A 13002-nucleotide genomic window follows, 5' to 3' on the forward strand; every position below is an offset into this window, starting at 1 on the left:
ATGGCACAACACCCCGCCACCGATACCACCCCACACCCCGCCCTGCCCCGTGGCCGCAGCGCCTGGGGCATTGCTGCGCTTTTGATAGCTATCAGCGCTTGTCCTACAGGCGCCATCGGCCAAAAAGCACCACAATCCACGGCGGCATGCCCAGCGGCGGCAGAGATGGATCACCAACACCTGCAGGGCCAGTGGCGCGCCGAGCTGCAGGCCCCTGCGCCGGGAGACAAGCCCACCACGGCCACGCTGCAACTGGGCCCGCACCCCGAGCTGGCACAGAGCGTGCGTGGCACCGTGGTGCGCAGCGGCACCACGGCCCAGGTCAGTGGTGACGTCGACGGCGGCGACCTGACCCTGGAAGAATCGATCAACGGCACCAACATCAGCGCCACCTGGACAGGCCAGGTGGTCGATGGAAGTTGCGGCAAGGAAATACGCGGAACATGGAACAACGCCCACCCCACCCCCACCACGCCGTCAGCACCGTTTGTGCTGCGCAAACAGGCGGCCTGGCAATGAGCGCCGTTGCGCGGGGTACCCCCGCGTCCCGTCTGCACCGCCCGCTGGCCTTGCTGCTCGCAGCCCTGGCCCCGGCCGGCGCGGCCTTTGCGCAATCAGCACCTGCCGCATCCGCCGGGACCGACGCGGCCCTGCGCCGCTGCACCGCCCTGTCCAGCGACAACCAGGCGCGCCTGGCCTGCTTTGACGCCTGGGCGGCCGAACAGGCCCAGGCCGCTCCTGCAGGAGCGCAGTCCTGGCAAGCCCCTGCTGCTTCGGCGTCGGCCAGTGCCAGCGGCGCAAGCTCTTCGTCGGCCGTGCCCCCGCCGGTGGACGCCACGCTGCCTGCCACCCGCATCATCGACGTGGCGCGCACCGAAGGCTGCCGCGACCCGCAGTACAGCGATCTCTCCCGCTTCTGGGAGCTGGAAACGGGCACGGACTGCGGCACGTTCAGCTTCCGCGGCTACCGCCCGATCACGGTGTCGGTGGTGGCGTCGAGCAGCGTGAACCGCCAGCCCGCGTCGGATGCCGACGGCAACTCGGCCACCGACTCGACCCCGTACCGCCGCACCGAAAACCGCATCCAGCTGTCCGTGCGTACCAAGATTGCGCAGGGCCTGCTGACCCAGGGCCACCCCACGCTCAAGGACTCGCTGTGGTTTGGCTACACGCAGCAGTCGTACTGGCAACTGTTCACCCCCGAGATCTCGCGCCCCTTCCGCGCCACCGACCACGAGCCCGAGCTGATGTACGTGTACCCCACCACGGCACAACTGCCGTTTGGCTGGAAGTGGCGCTACAGCGGCATCGGCCTGGTGCACCAGTCCAACGGCCAGAGCAAGCCGCTGTCGCGCAGCTGGAACCGCGCCTACCTGATGACCGGCATCGAACTGGACAACCGCTTTAGCGTGAACGCCCGCATCTGGAAGCGCATCCCCGAAAGCGCAGGCAGCGACGACAACCCGGGCATCAGCGACTACATCGGCCGGGGCGAGTTGTCGCTGCTGTGGAACGTGAACAAGGACAACACCCTGGGCGCCACGGTGCGCCACACGCTGGCCAGCAGCGACCGGGGCTCGGTGCGTGTGGAATGGCTGCAGGCCCTGGGCACCGGCCTGTTCGGCAGCAAGAGCAACCTGCGCCTGCACACCTCGCTGTTCAGCGGCTACGGCGACAGCATGATCGACTACAACCGCAAGCGCACTGTGTTCAGTGTGGGGTTGAGTCTGGTGGATTTCTAGCAGAGACACCCCCCTGAGGCGCTGCGCGCCTTCCCCCCGCTCTCACATCGCAACGCGATGTGGGCAGGGGGACGCAGCCCTCGCTGCAGGGCGGCCCTGGCTTGGCTGCCCGCGCCTGGGGCCGCGCCAGTTGCATACGCCTTGGACGAAGCACCAGCCAGCACCAGCCAGCAGTAGCCCAAGGCGGGGCGAAGACCCTCACAACTCGTTACGACATCGTCCTCAAGTTTCTCCGGATGACGCCGACGCGCGGCCACAATGGCACGCGCACAGAAACCGGCGTGGCCCCCTGTGAGAGGCGCTCAATAAGAGCCCCTTTCCCACCGTTTTACCTGCCATTGCCTGCCGCGTGCCCCTCGACAATGCCGACAAAGAGGAACACACCCATGGACATGCAATACCAGCTCAAGGCAGGCAGCTATTACCTGTATGACATGCGCGAGGCGCCCAGCGCCGTCACGGGTGAACGCCGCTTCAAGCTCAAGACCGACACGGTGGCCATTGCGTTCGATGTGCACACGGGCGAGGTGCACCAGCACGGCAGCCCTACGCGCATCCAGTCCTGGGCCAACAACACGCGCCGCCGCCTGCGCGCTGCCGGTGCACAGGACGTGGCCAACGACATCGTGGTGGTGTCAGGCCCGCTGCCCGTGGACGAGCTCAACAAATGCCTGTGGGTGCGCGGCTATGTGCGCCGCATGTTCTCGCGCCTGGCCACCCTGCCCCATGGCAAGCTGCAGCGGCCCTCGGAGCCGTTTCGCAAGGCGGCCTGATCCGGGCAACCTCTCCCACACATTCCTATCAGGGCCGCGCACAGCGGCCCTTTTCGTTTGTCCTGTCTTTTTCTATCAGGGCGGGCGCCAAAGGGGTCAGGCTTCGGCGTCCTCGACCGCGTCGCTGTCCACCCCCTCCAGCACCTCGGCATGCTTGACGATGGTCACCGGCACCGGACTGGCATGGGCCACCTCCTGCGACACCGACCCGAGCAGCGCGCTGGTGATGGCGCCCTGCCCCTTGGCACCGATGACGACCATGTCGCAGCCCGAGCGCTCGATCATGTCCACCAGCGTGTGCGCCACATCGCCCACGCCCACATCGGTTTCGTAGGCCACCCCGGCGGCATCGAGCAGCGCGCGCGCTGGCCCCATCAAATGCTGGCCCGCCTCCAGGCTGGCGGCGGCGATCAGGTCGGGATCACGGGTGGTCACCAGTTCGTACAGCGTGGCGGGCTCCTGCACGTTGGCCAGCACCATCGTGGCCTGGAGCCCCTGGCGAACCAGCGCCAGCGCGTGGTACACGCCATCCAGGGAGAGTTCGGAGCCGTCCACGGCGATGAGTATCTTGAGCATGGGGTTCTCCTTGAGTGAGTACAGACCAGTGTAGCGACGCCATCGGCCAGCGCCAGTCCAATCCCTTGCGGCAGGTCAGCCCGGCCCGTCTGGGACAATGCGCCCCATCATGCTGCAGTTCGACCTCCTCAAAACCGACCCCTCCAGCCACGCACGCCGTGGCCAGCTCACGCTCAACCACGGCGTGGTGCAGACCCCCATCTTCATGCCCGTGGGCACCTATGGCACCGTCAAGGGCGTCATGCCGCGCAGCCTGCACGACATGGGCGCGCAGATCATCCTGGGCAACACCTTCCACCTGTGGATGCGCCCGGGCCTCGACGTGATGCAGAGCTTTGGCGGCCTGCACGGCTTTGAGAAGTGGGACAAGCCCATCCTCACCGACTCCGGCGGTTTCCAGGTCTGGAGCCTGGGCGCCATGCGCAAGATCACCGAAGAGGGCGTGACCTTTGCCAGCCCCGTGAATGGCGACAAGCTCTTCATGTCGCCCGAGGTGAGCATGCAGATCCAGACCACGCTCAACTCCGACATCGTGATGCAGCTCGACGAGTGCACGCCGTACGAGACCAAGGGCCACAAGACCACCGAGGCCGAGGCGCGCAAGAGCATGGAAATGAGCCTGCGCTGGGCAAGACGCAGCCAGGACGAATTCCACCGCCTGAACAATCCGAACGCCCTCTTTGGCATCGTGCAGGGTGGCATGTTCAAGAACCTGCGCCAGGAGTCTCTGGAGCGCCTGGTCGAGATGGACTTCCCCGGCTACGCCGTGGGCGGCGTGAGCGTGGGCGAACCCAAGGACGAGATGCTGGACATCATGGCCCACACGCCCCACCGCCTGCCCGCACACAAGCCCCGCTACCTGATGGGCGTGGGCACGCCCGAAGACCTGGTGCAGGGCGTGGCCGACGGTGTGGACATGTTCGACTGCGTGATGCCCACGCGCAACGCGCGCAACGGCACGATGTTCACGCGTTTTGGCGACCTGAAGATCCGCAACGCACGCCACAAGGCCGACCACAAGCCCATGGACACCAGCTGCACCTGCTACGCCTGCGCAGGCAGCTCGGGCGTGTCGTGGGACGACGGCGGACGTGAAGGCTTCTCACGTGCCTACCTGCACCACCTGGACCGCTGCGGCGAAATGCTGGGCCCCATGCTCACCACCGTACACAACCTGCACTACTACCTGAACCTGATGCGCGAGGTGCGCGAGTCGCTGGAGGCCGGCACCTTCGCCCAGTTCCGCGCACAGTTCAAGGCCGACCGGGCGCGCGGCGTGTGAGCTGCGGATATGCCTCCCGCCAGAATGCTATGTTTTACATAGCGCCTCAGGCATGATCCACTAGCGCATCGGGCCAAAATCATTCCAAAACTCCTGCGTCACCTGCTGCACTGGCCCCTGCGGGCCCTCACGGGCCTGGGCAGCGGCCTGCTGGCGCTGCTGATCCTGTTCGAGGAATGGGGCTGGGAGCCTCTGCAGCGCCTGCTGGCGCGCATCGGCCGCTGGCCGGGGCTGCGCTGGATCGAAGGCTGGGTGCGCTCCCTGCCGCCCTGGGCTGCGGTGGCCTTGTTTGCGTTGCCTACGGCCTTGCTGCTGCCGATCAAGCTGCTGGCGCTCTGGGCCATCGGGCGCGGGCATGTGGTGCTGGGCATGCTCGTCATCGTGCTGGCCAAGGTGGTGGGCACGGCGGTGGTGGCGCGGCTGTTCACCCTCACGCAGCCTGCGCTCATGCAATTGCGCTGGTTTGCCTGGACCCACGCGCACTGGATGCAGCTCAAGCATGCCGTGCTGGAACGTGCCCGCGCCTCATGGGCCTGGCGCGTGGCGCGGGTGATCCAGCGGCAGTGGAAGAAGCGGTGGCGCCAGCGCTGAGGAGCCCCCCCCGGAATCCACCCTGCGCCGCGCTGGCATCTGTCACCTGTCACTTCTTTCGGCCACCATACGGGGGGACGGAGACCACCCGATCTGATCCGCTCCAACAACTGCCATCACACGACCGCCACGCAGCGCCATGGGTTTACAGCTTGACCTCCCTACCGTCCTCCTGCTCTACAAGACCGCCTTGGTCGCCGGCGCGCTGAGCATCTTCCATGTCAGCCGGCATTCCTGCCGTCCGCAAGGGCTCCGGCCGCTGTCGGCGGCCTACCTGCTTCTGGCCGTCGGCGCCGAGCTGGCGGGCCAGGGCGAGTACCAGGTGCTACCCCAGTGGCTGTGGACGCACACCAGCCTGCTGCTGGGCACGCTGGGCTACATGCTGGTCTGGGCCAGCGTGCGGACCCTGAGCGGGCGCCGGCGGGTTTCGTTGCCTCTGCTGGCGGCAGTGCCGGGCGGCTGGCTGGCGCTGGGCATCGCCACACAATTTCCGCTCGACAACCTGCTGCGCGCGGGCGCCTTCCACCTGACGGCCGCGCTGGCACTGGCGGCGGCGGCCCACGAGGTCTGGCGCGACCGCCATACCGAGCCCCTGCCCTCGCGCGGGTTGCTGGCCGGGCTTTTACTAATTAGTGCCGGCCTGTTTGCACTGCAGCTGTTTCTCATCGCCACGCACGCCACCAGCCCGCTGGGGTTTGCCCGTGCGTTCTACGCGCAGATGTTCTGCCACTTCGGCGTAGCGCTCATGGTGTCGTCCCTGTCCAACGAGCGGGCCGAGGTGCGGCTGCAAAAGGTGGCCCAGACGGACACGCTCACCGGCATCGGCAACCGCCGCTGGCTCATGTCCATGCTGCCGGCGCAGCTGCCAGTGGGTAGCGCCATCGCGCAGCTGGACCTGGACCACTTCAAGCACATCAACGACCGCTTTGGCCATGCGGCGGGCGACCGCGTGCTGCGGGCAGCGGCCGAGGCCCTGGGCGGCGAGTTGCGGGGGTCGGACCTGCTAGCCCGCTGGGGCGGTGAAGAGTTTCTGGTGTACCTGCCCGACGCAACGGCAGAGCATGCGGCGGCCGTGGCCCAGCGCCTGTGCAGCGCGGTGCAGAACATCCGCCTCACAGAAGCGGGGGAGGGCATCCCCGTGACCGTGAGCATCGGCATGGTCTGCGTGACCTCTGGCGGCGGCAACTGGGCCGAATGGCTGGGCGCCGCCGACCAGGCGCTGTACGACGCCAAACACGCAGGCCGCAACCGCGTGGTGGTGGCCGCAGGGCGCCGTGCTTGATCCCGGCCTGCCGCACAATCCCGCCCCATGCGTACCGCCCTCCAAGCCCCCTTGAATGAAGCGCTGGAACTGGCCTTCAACCTGGCCCCCGTCGGCATGTGCGTGACGCGCGAGCGCTGCATCGAGATCTGCAACGACGCCTTTGCCCGCATGTTTGGCTACGAACAGGCCGAGCTGCTGGGCCAGCCGCTGGCGCCGCTGTATCCGTCGCTGGACGAATTCACCCACACCGGCAACCTGGGCCTGCCCGCCATGATGGACACCGGCAGCTACAGCGACGAGCGAGTGATGCGCCGCCGGGACGGCACGCTGTTCTGGTGCCATGTGGTGGGCCGCGCGCTGGACCGCGCCCAACCGTTTGCGCGCGCGGTGTGGATGTTTGAAGACATCTCGCACCGCCGGGTGGTCAGCACCCCGCTCACGGTGCGCGAGCGCGAGGTGGCGCAGCACATCGTCACCGGTGCCACCAGCAAGCAGATTGCCCGCCACCTCCACATCAGCCACCGCACGGTGGAGGCCCACCGGGGACGGATCATGCGCAAGCTGGGGGCCACCAGCACGGGCGAATTGGTGGCCCTGCTGTTGGGCATGCCCTGACACCGGGGACAATCGGGGCCCGCACGCCTTCGCTGCCGACATGCCGCCCACCCTGCCCCGCCTCTTTGCCCCCGCCCGGACCGTTCCCCCGCCCGTGGCCTGGGCCGCCCTGGCGCTGTTGATCTTCACCGCCTGCCTGGTGGGCATCTTTGCGCGTCCCATCGGCTTTTTGTCGGCGTTCTGGCCTGCCAATGCACTGCTGCTGGGGCTGCTGGTGCGCTACCCCCATCTGGCACGGCCACCCGCCTGGGTGGCGGCGGCAGTGGGCTATGTAGCGGCCGACCTGGCTACCGGCAGTGCCTGGGGCATGGCCCTGTGGCTCAACGCCGCCAACCTGCTGGGCGCCACCGCCGGCTGGCTGGTGCTGCGGGGGCTGGACGAGCCCATCCTGCGGCTGCAGCGCACCGTGGCGGCGCTGTACCTGCTGCTGGCAGCGCTGGTTGCCAGCGCAGTGGGTGCGCTGGCAGGCTGCGGCGCGGCACCGGTGTATTTCGACTCCCCGTGGACGGACCTGCTGTCCCTGTGGTTCAGCACCGAGCTGATGAACTACATGCTCATCGTGCCCGTGGTGCTGGCCGCTCCGCGCGCGGCAGACCCGCCCTCGCACACCCCGGACACGCCGCTGTTCTGGCGTGTTGCGCCCGTCAGTTCGCTGGTGCTGGCCGAGGGCATCCGCACGCTCATCGGCGGGCCCGGCATGCTGGCTTTTGTCGTGCCAGGGCTGCTGTGGTGTGCGCTGAGCTACAGCGCCTTCACCTCCAGCCTGCTGTCGCTGGTGGTGTGCCTGTGGACCATGGCGGGCGTGGCCACTGGCGTGCTCAACTTCACGCCAGCCCATGCGGGCGATGTGTTCTCGCTGCGCGTGGGCGTCACGCTGCTGGCCCTGGGGCCCCTGGCCGTGGCCTGCGCCAGCGCGGCACGCGCCGAGGCCCTGCGGCGCCTGCACCATGCCGTGCGCCACGACGACCTGACGGGTGTGCTGGCACGCCGCGCACTGCTCAAACAGGGCGATCGTCTGCTGGAGCGCTACCAGCGCGAATCCACCGGGCTGGCGGTGATGATGGTGGACGTGGACCACTTCAAGCAGGTCAACGACCAGCACGGACACGGCGCGGGCGACCGGCTGCTGGTCAGCATTGCGCAGACCATGGCGCGCGCGTTGCGCGCCGACGACGTGCTGGGTCGCATGGGGGGCGAAGAGTTTGCCGCCGTGCTGCCCGGCGTGTCCCCCACCGAGGCCCAGGCCATTGCCGAGCGGGTGCGCAGCGCCGTGGAACGGCAGGCGCTGGATGCGACGCAGGGCGGCCCCCAGCGGGCCACCGTCAGCATCGGCCTGGTGCACAGCGCCACCCTGGGCGCGGATGCCGACATGGACACCCTGCTGCTGGCCGCCGACACGGCCCTGTACCGCGCAAAGGCCGAGGGGCGCAACCGGGTGATGGTGGGCTAGGCCCGCCTGGGCCGCAGCGCGGCCTGCCTCACTCTTGCGCCAGTTTCACGCCCGCCCCAGTGCCGCAGGCATGGCAGAACCGCGCAAACGCGCTCTTGCGGGTGCTGCAGTGGCCGCAGTGGTCGAACAGGCCGATGCCGCAGTGCGGACAAAAATCGATCTTCTCGTTTTTCAGGTCCACGGGCCGCTCGCAGCCGGGGCACACGCTCTTGGCCAGGCGGGCCAGGGCCACGTCGTAACTCAGCTCCTTGCGGCGCTCCTGGTCGGGCAAGGCTTCGGCCAGCTTCTGGCGCTCCAGATAGCGGTTGAGCGCCTGGATCGCATAGCGCCCCACCACAGCCGTCACGGCAATGCCCACCACGTAGCGCACGTAGCCGCCGTAGCTCGGCAGGTAGGGCACCAGCTCCACAAAGAAGGCAAACAGCGCAAAGAAGATAAAACCCCACACGAACGGCCAGTAGGTGCTCTTGCGCTTCTTGACGAACAGCCAGCCGGCGGCGGCCAGCAGCGGCAGCGTGAGGGCCAGGCGGTACAGGAACACGCGCAGCTCGACCTTGCGGCGCTCGGCCCCGAGCTTCACGTAGCCGTCGGACTCCATCTGATTGAGCTGCTCCTGCCGGGCGGCTGCCGCCTGGCGGGCATCAAGGGCAGCCTGCTGCTGCATCTCCACCGCCTGCTGGGCCTTGCGCTCCACCAGCTTGAGGGCATCGAGCGCCTGGGTGCGCGCGATCACCTCGGGATCCTGGTCAGCGCGCTGCGTGGCGCTGCGCGTGGACAGCCAGTTGTTGAAGCTCTCCCGCTCAGCCTGCACCTCGCTGCGCACCTTGCTGCGCTGCAGCTGGGCCTGCTCCAGCGCGGTCTGCGCGTCCTGCTCGGCCTGGCGTGCTGTTTTGACCTCGGCGCGCAGCTTGTCGGCTGCGGCTTTGTCCAGAAAGTCGTCCACCCGCAGCGGTGTCTCGACCTTGGGCAGATCGCCCACGATGGTGCCGCCCAGCCCGATGAGGAAGCTGGCAAACACCAGCGCCACCAGCCACAGGCCACGGCGGAACCATTTTTCGGACAGTCTCAGCGACTTGCTCATGTTCTTCTCCTCGGTGGCGCTGTGCGCCGGGTTGGGTGCGCGCGGTAGCGCACCGGCAAATGCTCTTCTTTTTATAGCTTTCAGCGCATGTATTGATTGCGCCTGCTGGCATTTTGATTCAATTTTTAATCGCCAGCACCACCGGTGTGGCTGCCAGCTGGGTGCGCTGCATCCATGCCAGGACTGAGTCGACGGTCACGGTCTCAATGCGGTCCGAGAACCGCTTTTCGTTCGGATGGTCGTCAAACGCAATGTTGGCCGACCCGACCCGCCCGCCCATGCGCGTGAGCGGCCCCAGCCTGAGCGTGGTGGGCTCATACCCCTTGAACTGCAGCCAGGCCTGCGCCTGGTCGCGCGAGCGCAAGGTGGCGGGCTCCATGGCCATCGCCAGGGTCTCCAGCGCCCACTGGTTGGACTGCTGGTATTTGCGGCTCCACGCGTAGCTGACCATGCTGTAGGGCGGGTGCTGCAGCGTCTTGGTGCGGCCCTTGTCCTGCAACACGGCCAGGAGGCGCTGCTGCACCTCGGGCGTGGGCACGGCGTACACGGCCTCGTAGCGCCACAGATCGTCCAGAAAGAATTCGCCCAGGCCCTGGCGGTACAGGTGGCCCACCGCCGTGCCACATTCGTTGAGCTTGTGCGCCACGCGCCACGGGCCTTCGGCCGTCTTGTAGGCCCAGCCAAAGTGCGAATAGCGCAGGCCGTATTTGGAGAGGTCCTGCCCCGCACGGGCCAGCGCCACCACCTGTGCGCCCGACTTGGCATGTTCGGCATCCAGCGCTACCGAGGTCTGCTCGGCCAGCTTCATGCCGCGCTCGATCACCTGCGGCGGCACGGGCTTGCGCGACTCGCACGAGCGGCCAGCGTGGGCCGGCGTGGCGGCCAGCAGCGCGACCCCAGCGAGGAACACCATGCCCACCACGGCAGGGATGCGCTGCGCGGGACTGCGGTCAAGGGTCAGGTTTCTCACCATCGTGCCGCTCCTCAAAGACGTTCGTTGTGCAGCAAGGCGCGGCCGATGGCATTGGGCACAAAGGCAATGGCCTCGCCTGCCGCCGACAGGATCACGCCCGTGCCGATCACGCTGCAGGTGACCAGGGTGCCCACGGCATAGGCCGATCCCGCCGCACCACGGCCGACCACCTCCACACTCACCTGCGCACCATCCGAGGCACGCTCCAGCAGGTACACCGTGCCCACGGCCGAGGCCTCCACCGCCCGCACCGTCAGCACCGCGCCGCCCACCGACAACGCCGCCGGCACCGTCACCACCGCACCGGCGGCCGCCGAGGCCACCGACGCCGTGCCCACCACCGAGGCCACGGGCAAAAGCGACAGCGCGGCAGAAGCCTCGCTCTGGGCACGGGCCGGCGCAGCAGCCACCAGGGCCGCACACACCACACCAGCGGCCAGCAGAGCGCGGGGCAGGCGAGCGGCAGAGCCCCACGAAGAAAACATGGCATTCATCATCATTCACTCCTCAGGGTACGGCCCGCCCACACCCAAGATGCGGAGCAGACCGGGTCGAAAGACCAGAAAGAACCAGAAAGAACCAGAAAGAACCAGAAAGAAATTCGTCCAGAAGGGCGGCTGCTTGCCGCCTGTGCACACCGGGTGCGCTCAGTTCACGCTGCTGTTCTGGGCAGCGGCCTGGGCGGCTTCGCGGCGGCCTTGCAGGCGGGCGTCGAGCAGGTCGGCCTCATGGCGGTCGCGCAGCATCTTGGCCAGCGTGAAGGCGGTGGTGATCAGGTACAGCCAGCTCACGCCCAGGAACGCCTTGTAGGTCACGTTGATGTCCATGCTCAGCAGGCCCCAGCCCGTGAGGCCCATGGCCACCGCAAAGCCCCCCCACACCACCAGCTTCCACATGGGGGTGTCACCACCGCCACGGCGCGAGGCGCTTTCGTTGTCCCGCACAAACTTGGCCAGCACAAACGCGGCCGAGAGGCAGAACACGTAGCCCATCACCATGAACGCCTGCTCCAGCTGCTCGCCTGGCAGCCACGCCAGACCCACGGCGCACAGAAAAACCGCGATGCCGAACGAGACCCACACCTGCAGCTGCCAGGCCTTGGTGTCACGCTGAACAACGATGGGAGAAGAAGACATTGCTGTGGTGCCCTGAAGGGCGTTGGTTGAACACGGAACGAATGGTGCCCAGACGTAACTTGCGTGTCTGCATTGAACCGTAACAGTGGCCACCCGCAGGCTATCCGGTATCGTTTTACGGTACTTTTTCTCAGAAAATTCGGTGCAAGCCGTTGTTCAGGCCCTACGCGGCCCTCGCCACGCACCTGCGCGACAGAGGCAGCAGGCACGGCCACAGAGAATGGCAGCCTCTCCGGGCAAGGCAACTTCTGCCCGCCCCCGGACCTTGTACTTCTGACGGACGGAGCCCCCACCATGACCAAACCTTTTGACCTCGTCGTCCACGGCGCCACCGGCTTCACCGGCCGCCTGGTGGTCGAATATCTGCTGCAACGCTACCCCGCCGGCAGCGGCCTGCGCTGGGCCATGGGGGGCCGCAATGCCGACAAACTCGCCGCCGTGCGCGACGAAGTGGGCGCCCCCGCCGACACCCCACTGATCGTGACCGACACCAGCGACCCCGCCAGCCTGCAGGCGCTGATGGACGCCACGCGCCTGGTGCTGACCACCGTAGGCCCCTACCAGCTGTATGGCAACGAACTGGTGGCCGCCTGCGCCAAGGCCGGGGTGGACTATGTGGACCTGTGCGGCGAGCCCGCCTGGATGCGCCAGATGATCGACGCGCATGAAGCCGCCGCCAAGGCCAGCGGCGCGCGCATCGTGTTCTCGTGCGGGTTCGACTCGATCCCGTTCGACCTGGGCGTGTTCCTGCTGCAAAAGGAATTCCGCCACCGCTTCGGCCACCCCGCACCCCGCGTGCGCGGCCGGGTGCGCAAGATGAAGGGCACTTTCTCAGGTGGCACCGCCGCCAGCCTCAAGGCCACCATGGCGGCCGCTGCCACCCAGCCCGGTGTGCTGGACCTGCTGAAAAACCCCTTCTCGCTCACCCCCGGGTTTGAAGGTCCGCGCCAGCCTTCGGGCAACAAGCCCATGGTGGACGAGGCTTTGGGCGATGGCGTCTGGGTGGCCCCGTTCGTGATGGCCGCCATCAACACGCGCAATGTGCACCGCTCCAACTTCCTGCTGCAGCACGCCTACGGCACCGACCTTGTCTACGACGAAATGCTCATCACCGGCCCCGGCGAAAAGGGCGAGGCCATCGCCAACGCAGTGGCGGGCGACAAGTCGCTGGGCTCGGACAAGGGCCCCAAGCCCGGCGAAGGCCCTTCGCGCGAGGAACGCGAAAACGGCTTCTACGATGTGCTGTTTTTGGGCACCGACGACGCAGGCCACACCCTGCGCGTGGGCGTGAAGGGCGACCGCGACCCGGGCTATGGTTCCACCTCCAAGATGATCACCGAAGCGGCGGTGTGCCTGCTGCAGGAAGCCACGGAAACGCCTGGCGGCATCTGGACCACGGCCCCAGCGATGGGCGACCGGCTCATCGCGCGGCTGCAGGCGAATGCGGGCTTGGACTTCGCGGTCGAGACGCCCTGAACGCGCCGCAGACCAGCGCCCGCATCGGCTGAGGGCCCGGCGC

The 13002-nt window shown here is 67.6% G+C and carries 14 protein-coding genes; 9 read left to right on the forward strand and 5 right to left on the reverse strand.

Annotation, left to right across the window (positions count from 1 at the left end; translation table 11 throughout):
• From N4G42_RS21740 to N4G42_RS21750, 3 genes are all read left to right on the forward strand, one after another.
• Entirely contained in the window at positions 1-519 is a 519-nt protein-coding gene (locus N4G42_RS21740; protein ID WP_260668707.1) for a hypothetical protein, read from the forward strand.
• Positions 516-1742, forward strand: coding sequence for a phospholipase A (locus tag N4G42_RS21745; protein ID WP_056747935.1), 1227 nt, complete (start codon positions 516-518; stop codon positions 1740-1742). The genes N4G42_RS21740 and N4G42_RS21745 overlap by 4 nt, the downstream gene beginning before the upstream one ends.
• Before the next feature lie 386 nt (positions 1743-2128).
• Complete coding sequence (locus N4G42_RS21750) at positions 2129-2515, forward strand: hypothetical protein (RefSeq protein ID WP_056065534.1); 387 nt, start codon at positions 2129-2131, stop codon at positions 2513-2515.
• Between the two features lie 96 nt (positions 2516-2611).
• Here N4G42_RS21750 and N4G42_RS21755 read toward each other — a convergent pair whose 3' ends face one another.
• Positions 2612-3091 (reverse strand): universal stress protein, encoded by a 480-nt coding sequence (locus tag N4G42_RS21755; protein ID WP_260668708.1) that lies wholly within the window; start codon positions 3089-3091, stop codon positions 2612-2614.
• A gap of 109 nt (positions 3092-3200) precedes the next feature.
• On the opposite strand from N4G42_RS21755, the gene tgt reads away from it, so the two are divergent.
• From tgt to N4G42_RS21780, 5 genes are all read left to right on the forward strand, one after another.
• A complete protein-coding gene (gene tgt, locus N4G42_RS21760) occupies positions 3201-4373 on the forward strand; it encodes a tRNA guanosine(34) transglycosylase Tgt (protein WP_056065832.1) in 1173 nt (390 codons plus the stop codon).
• Positions 4374-4625: 252 nt separating this feature from the next.
• Positions 4626-4964 (forward strand): hypothetical protein, encoded by a 339-nt coding sequence (locus N4G42_RS21765; protein ID WP_233250604.1) that lies wholly within the window; start codon positions 4626-4628, stop codon positions 4962-4964.
• Between the two features lie 139 nt (positions 4965-5103).
• The gene (locus N4G42_RS21770; RefSeq protein ID WP_056747933.1) at positions 5104-6246 is read left to right on the forward strand and encodes a sensor domain-containing diguanylate cyclase; all 1143 of its coding nucleotides are present in this window, start codon (positions 5104-5106) and stop codon (positions 6244-6246) included.
• A gap of 27 nt (positions 6247-6273) precedes the next feature.
• Entirely contained in the window at positions 6274-6843 is a 570-nt protein-coding gene (locus N4G42_RS21775) for a PAS and helix-turn-helix domain-containing protein (RefSeq protein ID WP_260668709.1), read from the forward strand.
• A gap of 40 nt (positions 6844-6883) precedes the next feature.
• A complete protein-coding gene (locus N4G42_RS21780) occupies positions 6884-8293 on the forward strand; it encodes a sensor domain-containing diguanylate cyclase (protein WP_146872081.1) in 1410 nt (469 codons plus the stop codon).
• Positions 8294-8321: 28 nt separating this feature from the next.
• Here N4G42_RS21780 and N4G42_RS21785 read toward each other — a convergent pair whose 3' ends face one another.
• The 4 genes from N4G42_RS21785 to N4G42_RS21800 form a co-directional block, all read right to left on the reverse strand.
• Complete coding sequence (locus tag N4G42_RS21785; protein ID WP_260668710.1) at positions 8322-9374, reverse strand: zinc ribbon domain-containing protein; 1053 nt, start codon at positions 9372-9374, stop codon at positions 8322-8324.
• Positions 9375-9492: 118 nt separating this feature from the next.
• Positions 9493-10287 (reverse strand): DUF2145 domain-containing protein, encoded by a 795-nt coding sequence (locus N4G42_RS21790; protein WP_156379558.1) that lies wholly within the window; start codon positions 10285-10287, stop codon positions 9493-9495.
• Positions 10288-10358: 71 nt separating this feature from the next.
• Positions 10359-10844 carry a hypothetical protein gene (locus N4G42_RS21795; protein WP_200938973.1) on the reverse strand — a complete coding sequence of 162 codons (486 nt, stop codon included), beginning with the start codon at positions 10842-10844 and terminating at the stop codon, positions 10359-10361.
• 150 nt (positions 10845-10994) lie between these two features.
• Positions 10995-11483, reverse strand: a complete 489-nt coding sequence (locus tag N4G42_RS21800; protein ID WP_056065512.1) for a YiaA/YiaB family inner membrane protein — start codon at positions 11481-11483, stop codon at positions 10995-10997.
• A gap of 294 nt (positions 11484-11777) precedes the next feature.
• Between N4G42_RS21800 and N4G42_RS21805 the strand changes: the two genes are divergently transcribed.
• Complete coding sequence (locus N4G42_RS21805) at positions 11778-12959, forward strand: saccharopine dehydrogenase family protein (RefSeq protein ID WP_056065508.1); 1182 nt, start codon at positions 11778-11780, stop codon at positions 12957-12959.
• Positions 12960-13002: the final 43 nt, after the last annotated feature.

The organism is Acidovorax sp. K2F (assembly GCF_025246485.1).
GTDB lineage: Bacteria > Pseudomonadota > Gammaproteobacteria > Burkholderiales > Burkholderiaceae_C > Acidovorax > Acidovorax delafieldii.